This window comes from Nocardia amikacinitolerans, assembly GCF_900215415.1.
Classification (GTDB): domain Bacteria; phylum Actinomycetota; class Actinomycetes; order Mycobacteriales; family Mycobacteriaceae; genus Nocardia; species Nocardia amikacinitolerans.
The window spans coordinates 174,586-192,793 of the sequence record NZ_OBEG01000004.1; the positions used below are offsets into that span (position 1 = coordinate 174,586).

General features: G+C 67.7%; 15 protein-coding genes. 2 read left to right on the plus strand and 13 right to left on the minus strand.

Going from position 1 to position 18,208, the window contains the following annotated elements:
- Window positions 1–132: 132 nt before the first annotated feature.
- The 12 genes from CRP45_RS19195 to glf all read right to left on the minus strand — a co-directional run bounded on the left by CRP45_RS19195 (window position 133) and on the right by glf (window position 15,987).
- Window positions 133–1,119: a cutinase family protein gene (locus CRP45_RS19195; protein WP_097246248.1), complete on the minus strand. Its 987-nt coding sequence runs from the start codon at window positions 1,117–1,119 to the stop codon at window positions 133–135.
- Window positions 1,110–1,658, minus strand: coding sequence for a DUF732 domain-containing protein (locus CRP45_RS19200; RefSeq protein ID WP_067786611.1), 549 nt, complete (start codon window positions 1,656–1,658; stop codon window positions 1,110–1,112). Before CRP45_RS19200 ends, CRP45_RS19195 begins: the two co-directional genes overlap by 10 nt.
- A gap of 102 nt (window positions 1,659–1,760) precedes the next feature.
- A complete protein-coding gene (locus CRP45_RS19205) occupies window positions 1,761–3,635 on the minus strand; it encodes an alpha/beta hydrolase-fold protein (protein ID WP_097246249.1) in 1,875 nt (624 codons plus the stop codon).
- Window positions 3,636–3,796: 161 nt separating this feature from the next.
- Window positions 3,797–4,834, minus strand: coding sequence for an alpha/beta hydrolase (locus tag CRP45_RS19210; protein ID WP_245910240.1), 1,038 nt, complete (start codon window positions 4,832–4,834; stop codon window positions 3,797–3,799).
- 298 nt (window positions 4,835–5,132) lie between these two features.
- The gene (locus CRP45_RS19215) at window positions 5,133–6,122 is read right to left on the minus strand and encodes an alpha/beta hydrolase (protein ID WP_097246250.1); all 990 of its coding nucleotides are present in this window, start codon (window positions 6,120–6,122) and stop codon (window positions 5,133–5,135) included.
- A gap of 431 nt (window positions 6,123–6,553) precedes the next feature.
- The gene (locus CRP45_RS19220) at window positions 6,554–7,606 is read right to left on the minus strand and encodes an alpha/beta hydrolase (protein ID WP_097246251.1); all 1,053 of its coding nucleotides are present in this window, start codon (window positions 7,604–7,606) and stop codon (window positions 6,554–6,556) included.
- Window positions 7,607–8,010: 404 nt separating this feature from the next.
- Window positions 8,011–9,084 carry an alpha/beta hydrolase gene (locus CRP45_RS19225; protein ID WP_067786605.1) on the minus strand — a complete coding sequence of 358 codons (1,074 nt, stop codon included), beginning with the start codon at window positions 9,082–9,084 and terminating at the stop codon, window positions 8,011–8,013.
- Window positions 9,085–9,332: 248 nt separating this feature from the next.
- On the minus strand, window positions 9,333–11,255 hold the full coding sequence (locus CRP45_RS19230; protein ID WP_425436949.1) for an arabinofuranosyltransferase AftB family protein: 1,923 nt from the start codon (window positions 11,253–11,255) through the stop codon (window positions 9,333–9,335).
- A 4-nt stretch (window positions 11,256–11,259) separates the two neighbouring features.
- A complete protein-coding gene (locus tag CRP45_RS19235; protein WP_097246252.1) occupies window positions 11,260–12,186 on the minus strand; it encodes a decaprenyl-phosphate phosphoribosyltransferase in 927 nt (308 codons plus the stop codon).
- A gap of 77 nt (window positions 12,187–12,263) precedes the next feature.
- On the minus strand, window positions 12,264–12,827 hold the full coding sequence (locus CRP45_RS19240; RefSeq protein WP_097246646.1) for a phosphatase PAP2 family protein: 564 nt from the start codon (window positions 12,825–12,827) through the stop codon (window positions 12,264–12,266).
- Window positions 12,828–12,835: 8 nt separating this feature from the next.
- Window positions 12,836–14,767: a glycosyltransferase gene (locus CRP45_RS19245; RefSeq protein ID WP_097246253.1), complete on the minus strand. Its 1,932-nt coding sequence runs from the start codon at window positions 14,765–14,767 to the stop codon at window positions 12,836–12,838.
- The gene (glf, locus tag CRP45_RS19250) at window positions 14,764–15,987 is read right to left on the minus strand and encodes a UDP-galactopyranose mutase (RefSeq protein WP_067786599.1); all 1,224 of its coding nucleotides are present in this window, start codon (window positions 15,985–15,987) and stop codon (window positions 14,764–14,766) included. The genes CRP45_RS19245 and glf overlap by 4 nt, the downstream gene beginning before the upstream one ends.
- Window positions 15,988–16,117: 130 nt before the next feature.
- Here glf and CRP45_RS19255 point away from each other — a divergent pair, with 130 nt between their 5' ends.
- Both CRP45_RS19255 and CRP45_RS19260 read left to right on the plus strand, forming a co-directional pair.
- A complete protein-coding gene (locus CRP45_RS19255) occupies window positions 16,118–17,110 on the plus strand; it encodes a hypothetical protein (protein WP_097246254.1) in 993 nt (330 codons plus the stop codon).
- Entirely contained in the window at window positions 17,059–17,283 is a 225-nt protein-coding gene (locus CRP45_RS19260) for a hypothetical protein (protein WP_097246255.1), read from the plus strand. The genes CRP45_RS19255 and CRP45_RS19260 overlap by 52 nt, the downstream gene beginning before the upstream one ends.
- Window positions 17,284–17,381: 98 nt before the next feature.
- On the opposite strand, the gene CRP45_RS19265 is transcribed toward CRP45_RS19260, so the two are convergent.
- A complete protein-coding gene (locus tag CRP45_RS19265) occupies window positions 17,382–18,104 on the minus strand; it encodes an SDR family NAD(P)-dependent oxidoreductase (RefSeq protein WP_179830929.1) in 723 nt (240 codons plus the stop codon).
- Between the last annotated feature and the right edge of the window lie 104 nt (window positions 18,105–18,208).

Here is an 18,208-nt window from a genome sequence, read left to right on the forward strand (position 1 = left end):
GACTCGCGCCCCTGATACTCGGGGGTAGTCGCGATCATCAGCGCACTTTACAACGTTGCGACGAACTCCCGTACGGTTGCTGCGGCAGCGGCTGGCCGAACACACGACGACGTCGGCGTGGTTTGTGCCATCTCACGAATGCGGGGGCCGAGGGGCGCCCTCGATCAGACCGCTCGCCCAGCTCGCCGTCCACTGGGTCGCCGTGGTGCCGTTGCCGTCCACCACGTATCCGTTGTACAAGGCGTGCACCGGATTTCCGACCGCGCGCACCAACGCGAGCACGCTGGGAATCCAGTTCACCGGATTCAGCGCCTGCGGCGGCGAGTCGCAGATCATGTCGCCCGGTGCGCAGATCGTGTAGGTGCGGTCGGCGAGTGCGCCGAAACCGTCGCGCGGACCCGTCATCGTGATACCTGGCACCTTCAGACCCGCCAGCGCGACCTCCGCGCCGACGCCGGGCGGCGGCGTGCCGATCGGGATGGCGCGTCCCTGGCCGGTGTCGAGGGTGCGTCGGCCGTCGGCGATCAGCGTCACGCCGAGCACCCGGTCGGCGGGAACCGGACCCTTGCCCGCGCCGATCTGCGCGGCCACGTCGCCCGCGATCACCGCGCCCTGGGAGAACCCGGCGATCACATAGGTCGTCAAGGGGCATTCACGGGACCGCTCGGTCATCATGTCGACCATCCGCTGGGTGCCCTCGGAACGGCTGTTGTTGTAGGACTGCTGGCCGTCCGGCGGGATGGCGATCGGGTTCGAGAACTGCGCGACGTACGGCACGGTGTAGACGTCGACGCGCTCGGCGGGGAACTGCTGCTGGATCGGCCCGGAGATGTTGAGCATCAGCGACAGCGGGTTGGCCGCCGGGTTGTGCGGGTCGTCGTTGCTGTTCGACTCCCAGGTGCCCGGCACCGAGATCATCTGTACGTCCGGGCAGGTGGCGGGCTGCGAGACGGGTGGCTTCGGCGGTTCGGGGCCAGGCTCTGGCACCCGCAGCCGTCCGGCGAGCAGGAACCACAGCAGGATCACCACGACGACGATCAACGCGATGACCGCCAGCGCTATCAGGCACCCCACCGGCCGAAGCCGGCGGGGTCTCGAACCGCGCGCGTTCACTGGCAGTAGTTCTGCTTGGCCGTCTGAATGTAGATCTGACCGGCCTGCTCGACCGGCATCTTGGCCGGGTCGAAGGACGGGTCGGAACCGGCCATCGCGTTGACGAACGTGGTCAGGTCCTGCTCGGACGCGCCCGCGGCGACGCCCTGGCAGACGTAGCTACCGATGCTCAGCGCGATGTCCGGGCTGGACGGGGTGATGCCCTGCGCCTTCAGCGCGTCGAGGAACTTGCGGTCCTTCTCGGTGAGGTTGGAGGTGTCGGCGGGCGGCACCTCGTTCGTCGGCACCGGCTCCGGGCGCTCCGGCGCGACGGTCTCGGCGGGCGGCGGTGCCTGCTCGGGCGCGGGAGCCGGGGTGGTCTCGTGGCCTTCGTGGCCGCTTTCGGCCGGGCTGGTCGGCGCTGCGGCCTGCGCCGACGTCGTCGTGGTCGGCTTCAGCGTCGGCGTGCTCGTCGCGGTCGAGTCGTTGTCACCGCAGGCGCTGAGCAGGCCGGTCGCGGCGATCGCCACGGCGACGCCGAGTACCTTTCCTCGGGTCCGATGCATGTATTTCTGTCCTCGATCTATTGGGCAAGGGGGATCGGTCGCCCCCAGGGTAATGGCAACGACGGGCCGGGCGACGTCAGTCAGCCAACAGACCGGTCGGAATCAAAGGCCGTGAACCTCCGATTTGCCGTTCACCACCGTGATGAACCCGGCTTGGAAGTTCTGCCGCACGCCGCCGGGAATCGCGAACTCGTCGCTGATCGGATACCCGAGTTTGCCGTTCTCGAAGCCGACGCTCTGCCAGGCGTCCATCATCGGCCCGTTGCGCACCGCCCAGGCTCCGGAGAGCGGACTCCAATAGATGTTGCCGCCCTCGAATCGGCTGTAGCGACCGAGATCCTTGAGCGGAAGTTCTTCCGCCGCAGGGAAACCGAGCCAGCTGTTCTCGAATCCCAGCTGGGCGAATTTGCCGAGGATCAGCCCGTGCACCCGGTGCACGCCGGTCTTGGCGCTGTAATAGAACGGGCCGCCTTCGAAGGCCTGCACGGCGCCGTCCTTGTTCGGCGTCTTGATCTCCGGCGCGATCGGATAGCCCGCCGGTCCGCGTTCGAAGCCTTGCGCGCCCCATTCGTCGAGGATCGCGCCTCGCACCACTTGCGCTCCGGTCTGTGGCGTCCAATACAGCGAGCCGTGCTGGAATGGCTGGAACCGGCCGCGACCGTCGGGCAGCGCGCGTTCGCCGCCGGTCGGCAGGCCGAGCGGGCCCGCGGGTCCGTGCGCGGCCTGGTAGCCGCCGCCGATCATGCCGCCGACCGCGTGCGCGCCGCTCTCCGGCGAATGGAAGACCCGGCCGCCATGGAAGTCCTGCGCGACGCCGCCCGCCACCTGGTACTCCCCGGTGAGGCATTCGCCGAGCCAACCGTTGGCGGCCACCGCGGCGCCGAGCGTATCGGCGGGCGCGCAGGCGGGCTTGTCGGATTCCACCCCGAGCGCTGCCGCCGCCTGGGTCCAGGACTGGCGCATCTCGAAGTCCCAGTACGGCCACGAGTGAGTGCCCGAGGGCCGGTAGTTGACCTGCGCGGGAATGGACAACTCGGCCAGCTTGGTGACGAAGTTCTGCGAGGTCAGCCGGGACAGGATCTCCAGGCCCATGCCCGCGTAGTTGGTGCTCACGCCGGGAATGCCGGAGGCCTGATCGAACGGCCCGGTGGCGCCGCTGCCGCTGGAGACGTAGATGCTTGTGCCCTTCAACCGGTCGGCGAGCACGTACGGGTCGTGGTTCTCCCACTCCGGACTGGTCGGCGGACCCCACATCGCGGCCGAGTCGAAGCCGCCCGCGTCGCGCATGGCGAACTCGATGGCCTGCGGCATACCGAGCGTGGTCGTGGTGAGGAAGCCCGAGTACGAGGCGGCGTACCTGACGAAACCGGGGTTGCGCCCGGCGAGGAACATGGCCGCCGTACCGCCCATCGAAAGGCCCCCCATGCCACGCACCGCCGTGGCCCGCCACTGGCTCTCCAGCAGCGGCGGCAACTCCTTGGTCAGGAAGGTCTCCCACTTGTAGTTCTTGCCGTTGTTCGGCTGCAACCAGTCGGAGTAGAAGCTGGACTGGCCGCCCACCGGCAACACCACGGTGACGTTCTTGTCGGCGTAGAAGCCCGCCGCGCCCGCGTCCTTGGTCCAGCCGCTCTCGTCCTCGGTCGCGCGCAGACCGTCGAGCATGAACAGCACGGGGAACCTGGCGTCCGGCCGGGAGTTCCAGTCCCTGGCCAGCAGCAACTGCACCTGCACCGGCGTGCCCATCGACGGCGAGTGCACCCACAGCGCCACCCGGCGGTCACCGAGCCAGACCACGTTCTGCGTGGTGGCCTCGGCGAGGGCGGCCGCGGGCTGGGCGGCGACGGGCGAGGTCAGCGGAGTGATGCCCGCGGCGAGAGGTAGCACCAGGACGGTGGCGAGCAGAGCGAAACGGCCACGCGTCGTGCGTCCGCCGCGGCGACGACCTCTCCTCCATTTACCACACGCAACTCCAGCCACATGAGTTTTGTACTCCGGCAAACCTCCAGTTTCCGGGAGACTCGCCCGTAGCGAACCGATGTGTTTTCGCGCGGTCGACGGCGTGTCGGGGCCGGGAAAACGACGACGCCGCCGCTTCGCGAGGAAGCGACGGCGTCGTGCGGTTGTTCAGTGCGCGGTGATCACCAGGCGCCGGTGGCGTCCAGGATGCCCTTGCGCGAGTTCCACAGCTGGCCCTCCCAGTACTTCCAGGAGTGGGTGCCGGCGGCCGGGAAGTCGAAGAAGGCCGGGATGCCGAGCGAGTTCAGGCGGACCTGGAACGCGCGGGTGTTGACCAGCGACAGAGCCTCGAGCGCCATCGCGTTACCGGTGTTGAACAGGCCGACCGGCGAGGCGGGCCGGTCGAACTGACCCGGCAGACCCGACGCCGCCGAGATGTACATCGGCAGGCCCTTCAGCTGCGGCGCGAACACGAACGGGTCCATGCGCAGCCACTGCGGGCTCCACGGCGCGGCCATCGAGTCGACGTTGTAGCGGCCCGCATCGAGCATCGCGATGCGGATCGCCTCGCGCATGCCCGGCGCCGAGATGTTCAGGTAACCGGAGTAGGAAGCGGCGAACTTGAACTGGTCGCGGTGGTAGGCGGCCAGCGCCAGCGCGGCGCTACCGCCCATGGACAGGCCGATGACCGCGTTGTTGGTCTTGGAGACGCCGTAGCCCGCGAGGAAGTTCGGCAGCTCGTTGGTCAGGAAGCTTTCCCACTTGTAGGTGGTCTTCTGACCGTTGGTGTTGCTCGGCGCATACCAGTCGGTGTAGAAGCTCGACTGACCGCCGACCGGCATCACCAGGGTGATGTTGTCGTTCTTGAACTGGTCCATCGCGTTGGTCTCGAACGACCACGCGTTGCGGTCGTCGCGAGCGCGCAGGCCGTCGAGCATGTACAGCGCCGCGTTGCCGCCGCGCGATGCCCACTGCACCTGAACCTTGATCGGACCCATCTGCGACGGGACCATCAACTCCTCGTAACCGCCGGCCGGCGCGCGCAGCACCGGGGCGTGCACGGGAGCGGCTGTGGCGACGGTCGGGGAAGCCAGTCCTGCGGCGATCGGCAGCGCTAGCGCAGCGGCACCGACAGCCAGAATTCGATTACGCCAACCACGAGGTGCGCCTCGCCGACCCGACTTGACACTCTTCGGCGCGGCGGCCCTGCCGAAACGCATGAATCCTGCTCACTTTCTGCTGTTGCGGTGCCGCCGCGCCGAAACGGCGGGACGACACCCGTGCTGCCAACGAGACGCGCGTCACACCGATACCGGTTCCCGACATTCCGGCATCAATCGACGGCGCTACAACGATATGGTCACACTTACGCTCGCAGGAGGATATTCGACGTCCGAATCCTTAGCAAGGCTGCGGTCGACCGGGTGGCCGAAATCCGCCCGCGCACAATCTGTGATCGTGCGGTGACCCTACCGCGTCTCAGCAGTGATGTCGTCCCCGAAGGGTCATTTTGTTACGTCATCCAAGATGGGCGCTCATATCGGGCAGCATCGCGAGCACCTGATCCTGCCAGTAATGCCAGTTGTGCACGCCGACCGCCGGGTAGTTGTAGATCGCGTTCCCGCCGCCGAGGGTGTCCATCCTGGCCTGGAACGCACGCGTGTTGGCGAGCGCGAGCGTCTCCAATGCCATGGCGTTGCCGAGGTGATAGACGTCGATCGGCGCGTTGATCACGTCACGCGGTCCGTTCTGGCCGCTGCCGGCGGAGATCCAGAGCCGCGTCCCGTTCTGCCGCAACAATTGCGCGAACATGAACGGGTCGTGGCGCAGCCAGCGCGGGTCCCACGGCGGGCCCCACATGGCGTCGATGTTGAAACCGCCCGCGTCGAGCAGCGCCAGCCGCAAAGCCTCGCGCATGCCGGGCGCGGAAATGTTCAGATATCCCGAATACGAACCCGCGTAACGGAATTGATCGGGGTGATAGGCGGCCAGCGCGAGCGCGGCGCTGCCGCCCATGGACAGGCCGAATACGCCGTTGCCGTTCGGATTGAAACCGAGCCGGTCGCGCAGCGCCCAGCGCAGATTCTCGGTCAGGAACGTTTCCCAGGCGTAGGTGACCGTCTGGCCGTTGGTGTTGCTCGGCGCGATCCAGTCCGAATAGAAGCTGGACTGACCGCCGACCGGCATCACGACGTTGATGTTCCACTGCGTCAGGGTCCGGGAGATGTCGGTGTCGATCTCCCAGCCGCTCAGGTCGTTGCGCGCGCGCAGGCCGTCCAGCGCGTAGACGACGCGGCTGGTGTTGCCGTCGGCCGCGCGGAAGATGCGCGACTTGATCGGGCCCATGCTGGAATCGACCCAGAAATCGAAACCGGCCGGATTGAAGGCCGCCGTGGCCGGTGCCGTCAGCCCGGCGGACGCGGCGCCGAACGGTACCGCGAGCGCGAGCGCGAGACCGGCGACCGAACGCCGCAACCACCGCCGCGGGGAACGTCCCCCGGCAACCATTCCGCTCATGCCCGCACCTCGCCTGCGCTCAGCGGCGCCATGCGCGGTGCGCGCCGGACCATGATTCGCTCACTGCGTTCGCTCAACCCGTCAACTCGCATCGACCAGACCTTTCGCCCGCGCGGTCTCCGTCGACCGCAACCGTCGTGCATGAGGATCGCCACTGATGCCGAGAACCGGACTAGCACGGGTTTCGGCGGTACTGCTGTTCCGAAGCGGTACTGCTCTTCTATATGTGCATATTCGAAGCAAACAGCCGAGGGACGCGCCCGTATATCGGATCGTGATCAAAACCGGATGGCGGCCGGTTCCGGCCCCGGTGGGCGTCTCCTTATATAGGGGTCGGTCGTCGCTCGTTCACCAGCGATCGTTCAGCCAACGCGAAAGACCGCCCGGAGCCTGGCGGCCCCGAGCGGTCCTCGGTGGTTGGGTCAGCCGATGTTCGCGGACAGGTCAGGAAGCATGCGGGTCGCCTCGTCGGCCCAGTTGTTCCAGGCGTGAATGCCGTAGGCCGGGAAGGAGTACACGGCGTTGCCGCCGCCCAGCGTCGCCATGCGCACCTGGAAGGCCCGCGTGTTGGCGAGCGCGAGCGCCTCGAGCCCCATGCCGTTGAGGGTGTTGAAGCTCGGCGGGTCGGTGGCAGCGGGCAGGCCGCTCGCCGCGGCGATCCAGAGGCGGGTGCCGTTGCGAATCAGATTGGGCGCGAACACGAACGGGTCCATCCGCAGCCACTGCTGGCCCCACGGCGGCGCCATCGAGTCGACGTTGTAACCGCCCGCGTCGAGCATGGCGATGCGGATCGCCTCGCGCATGCCGGGCGCGGAGATGTTCAGGTAGCCGGAATAGGAACCGGCGAAGCTGAATTGGTCCGGATGGTAGGCGGCCAGGGTCAGCGCGGCGCTGCCGCCCATCGAAAGGCCGAAGATGCCATTGCGATTCGGGTTGAAACCGAGCCGGTCGCGCAGCGCCCAGCGCAGGTTCTCGGTCAGGAAGGTCTCCCACTGGTACCGGTAGCTCTTACCTGGACCGCCCGCGAGGATGTTCATCGCGCCGGAGCCGGAGCTGGAGCCGGAACCCGCGGGGATGCCGAGGAGTTCGCTCGGCGCGTTCCAGTCCGCGTAGAAGCTGGACATGCCGCCGACCGGCATCACGACGTTGATGTTCCAGCTGGCCAGGAGCGCGGGGATATTCGTCTCGATCTCCCAGCCGTTGAGGGTCTCGGGAGCGCGCATGCCGTCGAGGACGTAGACGACGCGGTTGGTGTTGCCGTCCGCGGCGCGCAGGACGCGGGACTTGATCGGGCCCATGCCCGAATCGACCCAGAAGTCGAAGGCCGCCGGATTGAACGCCGCCGAGGCCGTCGCTCCGGTGCCCGCAACGGAAACTCCCAGCGGCGCCAACATCGCGACCGCGACGCCGAGCGCCCACTTGCGCATCCACGATCCGGACGAATGGCGACGGTGTTTCCCACGGGCAGTACGCATTCGACTCGACCTTTCCTCGACAACCGGGGGAGGCAAACAGCAAGCAACTCGACCGGCCCCTCAGCGGGCACGAAGATCACGCATCCGCGCTGAAAACGGACCTTTCGACCTCTGTGCATGTTCTATGGGTATCGATCGGCAACGAATGCTTCTATGTTGCTGGAAAGTGATCCAGCCCACAAGGATTCGCGGGTTTCCGGCTGAGGATTCGTTGTCGACCCCCATTACGGATGCCCGGCGCGGCGCTATCAGAACCGCACGGCGCTCATGTGCGTGGCGGGCACACAAGCAGGCCACACCTTCCCGTTGCAGGCACTCATCCAGAGAACCACGACATGGAAGCGTTCACCCGAAAAAACCGCCCGGCGCGGGGCGCGCCGGGCGGTTTCGGGTCGAGCCTGGAATCAGCCGATGTGGGCCGAGAGGTCCGGAATCATCCGGTAGACCTCGGACTCCCAGTTGCGCCAGTTGTGGATACCGACGGGCGGGAAGCTGTACGTGACATTGTTGGCGCCGAGCGTCATCATCCGCACCTGGAAGGCCCTGGTGTTGACCAGCGCGAGCGCTTCCAGCGGCACGCCCTGGACGACGTCCATCGGCGAGTGCACGTCACCCGCGGCGGGCAGGCCACTGCCTGCGGCGATCCACAGGCGGGTGTTGTTGGCCTTGAGCTGCGGCGCGAACACGAACGGGTCCATGCGCAGCCACTGCGGGCCCCACGGCGGCGCCATCGCGTCGATGTTGTAGCCGCCGGCGCTCAGCATCGCGACGCGCAGCGCCTCGCGCATGCCCGGCGCGGAGATGTTCAGGTAGCCGGAGTAGGAACCGGCGAAGCTGAACTGATCCGGGTGGTAGGCCGACAGCGTCAGCGCGGCCGAGCCGCCCATCGACAGACCGAACACGCCGTTGCGGTTCGGGCTGAAACCGAGCCGGTCGCGCAGCGCCCAGCGCAGGTTCTGGGTCAGGAAGGTCTCCCACTTGTAGGTGCTGACCTTGCCGACGGTCTCGTTCCAGCCGGACGAGCCGGTCATCGAGGACCCCGAGGACGAGCCGGAGGGGCCCGAGCCGGTCGGGATGCCGAGGAAGGTGCTCGGCGCGTTCCAGTCCGCGTAGAAGCTGGACGGGCCGCCGACCGGCATAACCACGTTGATGTTCCACTTGGTCAGCTCGCGGGCGACCTCGGTGTCGATCTCCCAGCCGCTCAGGTCACCGCGGGCGCGCATGCCGTCCAGCGCGTAGACAACGCGGTTGGTGTTGCCGTCGGCCGCGCGGAAGATGCGCGACTTGATCGGCCCCATGCTGGAGTCGACCCAGAAGTCGAAGCCCTCCGGGTTGAACGCCGCGGACGCGGTGGCGCCCTGGCCTGCCACCGACGCCCCGAGCGGTAGCACGACTGCCATCGACACCAAGACCGACTTCTTGAGCCATCCACCGGCTCTTCGAGCACGCAGGCGACCAGCCTGCGCGCTGCGCCCCATCACGCCTCGCATTATTTTTTTAGGCCTTTCGCTACATGCGACCGGAGACGGCCGCGCCTCGACGGAGACCGCCGGTCCCTGTCCACGTCGAGTGGACACCCCGGCGGGCGTACCGGGAGAGCCTAACCCGCCATCGATGCAAGGGCGTTATCAAAAAGAGATAAAGCGGCGTACACCACGTTTATCCGAACTTCACCGGAAACCACTGGGCCCACGGTGATCCGTGGGCCCAGTGTGACTCCAGAGGTTCAGTTCGGCGGCTGCTGCGGGAAGGGGTCGACGAGCCCGCAGCGCTGGATCTCGTACTTCGGCACCCGCTCGATCCGGTACTTGGCGAACGACAGCGCGTTGCGCAGGTTGTGCCGGAAACGCTCGAAGGTCAGCGGATCGCGGGAGGAGATCAGCAGGGCTTGCGTCTCCGGGCAGGACATGGCCGTGCGCGCCTGGGCGACCCACTTCTCGTCCAGGTACCAGGGCATCCACGGCTTCTTGTCGACCATGCCCGCGTCCACGACGACCCAGTCCGGATACAGGTTCTTGTCGTGGCCGATGCGGCCGTCGGCCAGCCGTTCGGTGTGCGCGGCGAGCGGATAGGCCAAGCCCATCTGGTCGATGACGCGCACGTCGAGCGGGACGTTCATGCTGGTCATGCCCAGATTCAGGAAGTACACCGTGTGGCCTGCGCCGCCATCGGGGATGGGCTGCGGCGGGGGCGCGATGTACCAGAACATGAACGAGGGCGAGTTCAGCAGCAGGCCGCCGTTGGGCGTCTCCTGGATGTTGTTCACCATGGCCCGGATGCGCGGGTAGTCGAGGTAGTCCTCGGCCCGGATCGGGTGGTCGTGGCCGGTGTTGAGCACGTAGTAGACGCGCTCGTCGACGATGCCGGACGAGCTGATCTTGGTGCCGGTCTTGATGGCCGTGGTGCCCGAGGCGAACAGCGCCCAGCCCAGTGTGCCGAGCCAGGCGATCAGGATCACCGCGAACGACCAGTTCACCGCGCGCAGGCCGCCTTCGGGCAGCCGCAGCGGAATCACCGCGACCGGCAGCAACAGCAGGAACAGCTGCGGGAGCAGCATGCGGCCGTGCATGAAGTCGCCGCCGACGCGCAGCGCGTAGATCGTCAGCAGGAAACCGCTGACCAGCACCAGGGTGACCACCGCGGCGGGCGAGCGCAGCCACGCGCTGAACCGGCGCAGGCGCCCCTCCGTCGCGGCGGGCTTGGCACCGGCCGTTGCCGACCGAGCCACGACGACACCGAGAACCAGCAGCACGAGCAGCGGAATCCACAGGTAGTACGGTCCGACCAGATCCCACAGGTAGGTGAAGCCCTGGCTCCACTTCGCGCCGCCCGCGTCCTTCGCGACAGCGGTGTTCGGGTAGGGCAGGCCGTAGTAGCCCATCCGCCAGATCTGGTAGCCCAGCGGCACCAGGCCCGCCACGCCGACGATGACCGCGCGCAGCACGATCGGACGGAAGCGGGTCTCCGGCAGCGGCGCGAAGAAGATCATCAGCAGCGCCAGCGCGCCGACGAGCGTCATCTCCGGACGGATCAGCGGGGCGAGTCCGGCGAAGAACACCAGACCGAACAACCCGGCGAGGCGCACCCGCTCGGCCTGCGCCCAGCGCAGCATCAGCCACCACAGCGCGCCGAGCCAGCAGATAACGAGTCCGCTCTCCAAACCGGAGGTGGCGTAGTCGCGGGCGGGCGGCACCGCGATGTAGACGAGCACGCCCGCGGGCAGCAGCAGCGCCGACTTGGTGCCGCCCCACAGCCGGGCCGTGCCGAGCATGGCGAACACCATGGCGGCCACCGACAGCGTCAGCGCGATGCCGAGCACCACGTACTCGAGCCGCGCCTGGGTCAGCCAGCTGAAGAACCACACGATGTAGGTCCACGCCGTGCTGGTGTTGGTCTCGACCCGCTCGTCCATGTTGAACACCGGGCCGTTGCCCGCGAGCAGGTTGCGCACCGTGCGCAGGACGATCAGACCGTCGTCGGCGATCCAGCGACGCTGCCAGCCGCCGATCGTGAAAAGCGCCGCGGTGAGCGCGATCCCACCGACGAACGTGGCTCGGGATAGGCGCTGGAACGACGAGGCGGACCGCGCCTGCGCGTTGGCAGTGCGTTCCGCCTCGTCTTCAGTTCGCTCCGCTCCCTCTACCAACATCTCGTCAGGTGAGATAGACAGCGACACCTACCGCTCCGATCCAGGCGATTGCGAGGAACTGGAGGACGCGATCCCCCAGCGCGATCTCTTCGGGTTCTCCGGCCTCGCCACCGTCGACGTCGACCGCGTAACGCAGGATTGCGATGGTAAACGGAATCATCGAGATCGCGAACCAGGTGGTGTCGTTGTCCCGATCCTGCTCGAAGGCCCACAGACCGTAGAAGACAACGACGGCGGTGGCCGCCAGCGTCCAGATGAAACGCAGGTAGGTGGGCGTGTAGTACTCCAGCGACTTGCGGATCTTGGCGCCGGTGCCGAGCGCGATCTGGAGTTCGGCGTAGCGCTTGCCCGCCGCCATGAACAGCGAGCCGAACGACATGACCAGCAGGAACCACTGCGAGAGCGGAATGGCCGCCGCCGCGCCGCCCGCGATGGCGCGCAGCAGGAAGCCGCTCGACACGATGCAGATGTCCAGCACCGCCTGGTGCTTGAGCCCGAAGCAGTAGGCCAGCTGGATGCCGATGTAGACCGCCATCACCACGGCGAGCTGCCAGGCCGCCAGGAACGAGCCGACGATCGAGCCGACAAGCAGCACCGCGGAAAGGCCGTAGGCCAGGTTCACCGGGACGATGCCAGCGGCGATGGGCCGGAACCGCTTGGTCGGGTGGGCCCGGTCGGCCTCCACGTCCAGCGCGTCGTTGACCAGGTAGATGCCAGAGGCCGCCATGCAGAACACCACGAAGGCGACACCGACGTGAGCGAGCACGTCGATCTCGGTCACCGAGCCCGCGGCGAGCGGGGCGGCGAGCACGAGGACGTTCTTGACCCACTGCCGCGGCCGGACGGCCTTGATCAAACCACCTGCCAGCGTCTTGGGCGGGCCCTTGACAACGGCCTCTGCCAGATCGGCGCCGGTCGGCTCTTCACTCATGTCAACCAAGGCCTTTTCTCGTGCGGTCACTGTGTCTGAAGTTGCGGCGCTCCCGGTGCCCTGCATGGTTACGCAAGCTACCGCCTCCGCGTCCGTCGCTCGCGCCGCGGCTCGAGCCTCTTTTCGGCGGCGAGCAGGGCGGCGGCGGACGCGGCACCGAGCGCGGATCCGGCGAGCACGTCGGAGGGATAGTGCACCCCGAGTACGACTCGGGAGAGCAACATCGGCGGTACGAGCACCGCAGGCAAGGGTAGCCCGGTGAGCCTGCCGAGCAACACCGCAGCCGCCGTGGTGGAGGTGGCGTGCGAGGAGGGGAAGCTCAGCTTGCTCGGCGTCCCCACGTTGACCTGCACCGACGGGTCGTTCGGGCGCGGACGCCGGACAACGCGCTTGATCACGATGGAGGCCGCGTGCGCGCCGACCGCGCCCACCGCGACCCCGGCCCACTGCCGCCGCCGCGGCTTGTCGACCAACCAGCCGGCGGCCGCGATGCCGATCCAGCCGAGCGCGTGCTCGCCGAAGTGCGACATACCCCTTGCGGCCGAGACGACCGACGGATTCGCGCCGATACTCGCCTGCACGGCGTTGATGATCGCGACCTCCGGCGGCCGGGTGGCCGAATCCTGGAGGCTCGGGTTGATCGCACTCACTACTTGCTTCCGTTCTGATCGATACCGAAGGCGTTCTCCCAGGCCGCGGTGCTGGTGAGCCGCGGGTGCGCGGCACGGTAGCGCTGCTGCATCTCCGGGAAGCGGGCGGCGAGCTCCTTGCGCAGCCGCATGGCCTCCTTGAACAGGCCGAGGGCCTGGCGCGGATCGCGCTTGCGGTAGACGACGCCGCGGCCGTCGGCCGTGGTGACGGTGACGCCGTCGACCTGCGAGAGCAGGAACCAGCGCGCGTCCAGCGTCGGCACGTTCAGCTGCGGGGTCTTGTGGTGTTCGGTGTGCGCCGGGCGGAAGTTGTGCACCACGCCCTTGACCAGCCGGACGACCTTCGCGATCGGGTTCGGCGGCTCGCCCACCGCGCCGACGCCGATGTGGCTGGCCAGCGGCAGCTCCGTCGAGGAGGGCAGGATGACCGCGTCCGGGTACTGCTTGCGCAGCTCGTGCACCGCGCCGAGCGCGCTCGGCAGCAGCTGGAACAGCCGCTCCGGGCCAGCGAGGAAGTCGCGGATGGCGAGGTTCTGGATCGCGACCGTCGAGTACTCCAGGCAGAGCAGGTGTTTGAGCGTGGCCTTGACGGTGTTGACGATCATGCCGCGCCCGTCGCCCGGCATGTGCAGCGAGGCGACCACCAGGCGGTTGCGCAGGTGGAAGTACGCCTGCCAGTCGATGGCGTCGTCCTTGTCGCTCCACGCCATGTGCCAGACCGCCGCGCCGGGCAGGGTGACGGTCGGGTAGCCGGCGACGCGGGCGCGCAGGCCGTACTCGACGTCGTCCCACTTCAGGAACAGCGGCAGCGGCTGGCCGAGCTCCTCGGCGACCTGGCGCGGGATCACGCAGGTCCACCAGCCGTTGAAGTCGACGTCGATGCGCCGGTGCAGCAGCTTGGAGTTGTCGCGGTCGCGCAGCGGGTACTTGGCGAAGTCGTGGTCGTATTCGACGTTGGGGGCTGCCGTCCACATGAAGATGCTGCGGTCGACCACCTCGCCCATGACGTGCAGGTGCGAGCGCTCTTGGAGGTTGAGCATCTGCCCGCCGACCAGCACCGGAGCCTTGGCGAACCGGGAGAAGGCCAGCGCGCGCAGGATCGAGTCCGGCTCGATCTCGATGTCGTCGTCCATGTAGACGATGTACTGGGCGTCGGTGGTCTTCAGCGCCTCGTACATGACCCGGCTGTAGCCGCCGGAGCCACCGAGGTTGGGCTGGTCGTGGATGGCGAGCCGGTCGCCGAGCACCGCGGCGGCCTCCGCGAAACCGGGCTCGTCGACGACCTTCTTGGTGCCCTGGTCCGGGATGATGACGGCCTTGATCTTCTCCAGCACCAGCGGGTCGGAGCCGAGGGCGCCGAGGGTCTTCACCGCGTCGGTGGGCCGGTTGAAGGTGGGCATGCCGACCGCGATGCTGCCGTCGCCCGGCGCATCGATCGGGGCGTACCAGCCGCCGGAGAGCAGCGTGACCGCCGTGTCGGTGGTGATGTCGAACCAGATCCAGCCGCCGTCCTCGAACGGGGCGAGATCGGTCTCGAACTCCACAGTCGTCGAGTCAGCGCCCGCGGCGACGGCGAACTCGCTGCCTTGCACGTGGATTCGCGAGCCGTCGGCCTTGGAGCGGTACATGTCGACCCGGCCGTGTCCGGCCAGCTCGAGTCGCAGCACCACCGAGGTCAGCACGCTCCAGCGGCGCCAGTAGCTGGCGGGCAGCGCGTTGAAGTAGGTGCAGAACGAGACCTCGGACTCCGCGCCGATGGACAGCGAGGTACGGGTCGTCGCGTGCGCGCGCTTGGCGTTGGTCGCCGATTCCTCCAGGTAGAGGGTGCGCACGTCGAGGGGCTCACCCGGCCTCGGCAGGATGATGCGCTGCAGCAGCGATTTCGCGCGGGTCTCGGTCGTCATCTCTTCCAACATCGGTGAGGAGGTCATTCGGCATCCACGAGCGGCGCGCCCGACTCCAGATGCGGTCGCAGCACATTGTCGAACATGCTCAGCGCGGAGCCGATGGCCATGTGCATGTCCAGGTACTGATAGGTGCCGAGGCGACCGCCGAAAAGCACCTTCGCCGACGCGGTTTCCTGCTTGGCACGCTCGCGGTAGGCGAGCAGCTTGGCGCGGTCCTCCGGCGTGTTGATCGGGTAGTACGGCTCGTCGCCGGTCTGCGCGAAGCGGGAGTACTCGCGCATGATCACCGTCTTGTCGGTGGGGTATTCGCGCTCGGGGTGGAAGTGGCGGGGCTCGATGATGCGGGTGAACGGCACGTCCGCGTCGTTGTAGTTCATCACCGAGGTGCCCTGGAAGTCACCGGTTTCGAGCACTTCGGTCTCGAAGTCGATGGTGCGCCAGCCGAGTTCGCCCTCGCTGTAGTCGAAGTAGCGGTCCAGCGGGCCGGTGTAGACGACCGGGGCGTCCGGGTTCTGCGCGCGCAGTTCGTCGCGGACCTCGAACCAGTCGGTGTTCAACCGGACCTCGATGAGCTCGGAGGCGGCCATGTTCTCCAGCCACTTCGTGTACCCCTGCGCGGGCAGGCCCTCGAAGGTGTCGTTGAAGTAGCGGTTGTCGAAGTTGTAGCGCACCGGGAGACGGGTGATGTTGCCCGCGGGAAGTTCCTTGGGGTCGGTCTGCCACTGCTTGGCGGTGTAGTCGCGGACGAACGCCTCGTAGAGCGGGCGGCCGATCAGCGAGATGGCCTTCTCCTCGAGGTTCTGCGCGTCCTTGGTCTCCACCTCGGCGGCCTGCTCGGCGATCAGCGCCTTCGCCTCGTCCGGGGTGAAGTAGCGGCCGAAGAACTGCGAGATCAGGCCGAGGCCCATCGGGAACTGGTAGGCCTGTCCCTTGTGCATCGCGAACACGCGGTGCTGGTAGCCGGTGAACTCGGTGAACTGCGTGACGTAGTCCCAGACCTTCTTGTTCGAGGTGTGGAACAGGTGCGCACCGTACTTGTGGATCTCGATCCCGGTTTCCGGTTCCGGCTCCGAGTAGGCGTTGCCGCCGATGTGATAGCGGCGATCGAGCACTAGCACCCGTTTGCCGAGGACGTTGGCGGCGCGTTCGGCAATGGTCAGCCCGAAGAAGCCGGAGCCGACGACGATCAGATCGAACGGGGCGGAGGGGTTGGCGGAGTTACCGGGGGACGATGCGACGGTCACGGGAGCCCAGCGTATCGGAAGTCCGCGCGCGGTCCGGGGGGAAGGCGGGCCCCCGGCGGCGGCAACCGGAATTTCCCGCATTCGCCGAAACGGCTACGTCGCGGCCATCGAGGCGCTATTACAGTCCTGCGTGGTCCTCGGCGGCAGCGTCCTGATTCCCGCCACCGCCCACGCCGAGGAGGATTCCCTCGCCTCGACGCCGATCACCGACGCCGCGGCGCTGTGCGTCACCGGCGCTCCCACCTTCGACGATGTCGTCACCGCGGCGGCCACCGCCGTGCGCACGATGGTCCCGCACGAGCAGGTCGCGGGCTACGACCGCCAGGTCGCCGACTTCCGCGCCACCCTGGCCGCCGTGCGGGTGCACCGCGACGGTCTGCCCAAGCACCCTGCCGCGGTGGGCGAGCGGCCCGACTTCCTGGACGACCCGATCGTCACCTATCTGGTCAACGGGCTGGACGCGATACGCACCGGACGCGTCCACGAGACCATGTCGGTCGCCCACCTCACGGTGAACGACGCCATCGAGGTGTTCGTGCTCGCGACCAGGATCGTGAAGATCCCGGCGCAGCTGGCCGCCAGCTTGGTGCCCACCGCCGGGTTCTTCCTGAAGCCGATCGTCGGCGCGATGTTCAACGGCGTGAAGGCGGTGACCCGCAAGGTGCAGGAGTTCATCGCCGCCAACTGCGCGGCGCCCAACGCCTACCCGAAGCTCGAGCTGGACGAATTCCCGATCGAGCGAGTCGAGCTGCCCGCGCCGCTGATCGACCTGGCCAACGCGCTGGTACGCGCCGACGGGACCTGCACGCCGATGGCCGAGCTCACCACCGCCGCGCTGGTCGAACGCACCAGGGCCTACCTGGACGCCGCCGCTCTGCCGCTGGACCGGCCCGCGATGCACGCCGCCGCCGACTCGCTCCAGGCCTTCCTCGGCGAGAACCGGGTGGCCGAGCTGGCGCTGCTTCGCCGCACCGAGGAACTCGGCCCGCTGGTGCACGCCATCGACTACGGGCCGCTGACCTTCCTGACCAATCTCGGCTTCAGCCTCTACGAGCGCCGCGCGCTGACACCGTGCCGCTCGCGGAGGTGCGCGTCGAGCACGCCTTCGACCTGGCGACGCTGACCCTGGACGTCACCAGCCTGCTGCTGACCGCGGGCAATATGGCGCTCGGCTTCACCGGCGTCGGTTCGAGCGTGACGACACCGCTGTCGATCATCCAGACGCTCGCCTTCTCGCCCGCGACCTATGGCGCGCCGATCCTCAAAGGGGTCATGCAGTCGATGTGCGCGGTCTGAAGTCGGTTCCTCGCAGGGCCTTCATACGCTTCGCAGAGGGTGCAAGGGCTGCGAAGCGTACGGAAGGTCTGTGAGGCCGGGGTCGACGATGGGCGTGGTCAGGCGGGGAAACCGACGTCGAGTTCGTCGTGGACGCGCTCGGTGTACATGCGCCAGTAGTGTTCGCCCAGTTCGTCATTGGTGATGCGAGGGATTTCGACGCCGGGCGGTACGAGTTCGGGGTGTTCGTCGACCATCCGTTCGGCTCTGCTGTTGCCGATCAGTGCGCCGATGTTGAGCAGGCCGACGTAAACGCCGGTGCCTTCCAGCTCGGCATGCAGCTGACGGACGTAGGCGCGTTGTGCGGCGAGGACGATGCCGAAGTTGGCCAGGTAGGGCAGCAGGTGGCGTTCGGAGGAGCCAGAGGAGAACAGCAGTGCGCCGTCGCCGCGCTCGATCATGGCGGGGGCCAGCGCGCGGGTCAGCAGGATCGGCGAGTGCAGTTTCAGCGCGATCGGAACGGCGAGGGCGGCCACGTCCACTTCGAGGGTGGACGGGGTGCGGGCGGAGGGATCGGCCGCCGCCCCGTGCATCGCGACATCGATCGGGCCGAGGGTGGCGGTGATGTCGTCGACGGCGGTCTGTAGTTGCCGCGCGTCGGTGATGTCCGCGGTGAAGGCGGCGGCCTCGATGCCCTCCGCGCGGAGCCTTTCGGCGTTGCGATTCGCGCGTTCCCCGTCGCGGCCGACGACGGCGACGCGGAAGCCCTCCTTGCCGAAGCGCCGCGCGGTGCCGACGCCGAGGCCCGGTCCGTAGCCGAATATCGCGAGGGTCCTGGTCATTTCACCCGTCCTGGCTAAGTTGAGCAGTGGTTCAAGTTTCATTGGAACGACCACAATAACTTGAACCCATGCTCAACATATTCCCGAATTTGTAGGATCGGCCG

Excerpts from the sequence above, each read along its gene's own strand:
- CRP45_RS19200 (WP_067786611.1), bottom strand. The coding sequence starts at position 1,658 with ATGCATCGGACCCGAGGAAAGGTACTCGGCGTCGCCGTGGCGATCGCC.
- CRP45_RS19210 (WP_245910240.1), bottom strand. The coding sequence starts at position 4,834 with ATGCGTTTCGGCAGGGCCGCCGCGCCGAAGAGTGTCAAGTCGGGTCGG.
- CRP45_RS19215 (WP_097246250.1), bottom strand. The coding sequence starts at position 6,122 with ATGGTTGCCGGGGGACGTTCCCCGCGGCGGTGGTTGCGGCGTTCGGTC.
- CRP45_RS19220 (WP_097246251.1), bottom strand. The coding sequence starts at position 7,606 with ATGCGTACTGCCCGTGGGAAACACCGTCGCCATTCGTCCGGATCGTGG.
- CRP45_RS19225 (WP_067786605.1), bottom strand. The coding sequence starts at position 9,084 with ATGGGGCGCAGCGCGCAGGCTGGTCGCCTGCGTGCTCGAAGAGCCGGT.
- CRP45_RS19230 (WP_425436949.1), bottom strand. The coding sequence starts at position 11,255 with ATGTTGGTAGAGGGAGCGGAGCGAACTGAAGACGAGGCGGAACGCACT.
- CRP45_RS19235 (WP_097246252.1), bottom strand. The coding sequence starts at position 12,186 with ATGAGTGAAGAGCCGACCGGCGCCGATCTGGCAGAGGCCGTTGTCAAG.
- CRP45_RS19245 (WP_097246253.1), bottom strand. The coding sequence starts at position 14,767 with ATGACCTCCTCACCGATGTTGGAAGAGATGACGACCGAGACCCGCGCG.
- CRP45_RS19265 (WP_179830929.1), bottom strand. The coding sequence starts at position 18,104 with ATGACCAGGACCCTCGCGATATTCGGCTACGGACCGGGCCTCGGCGTC.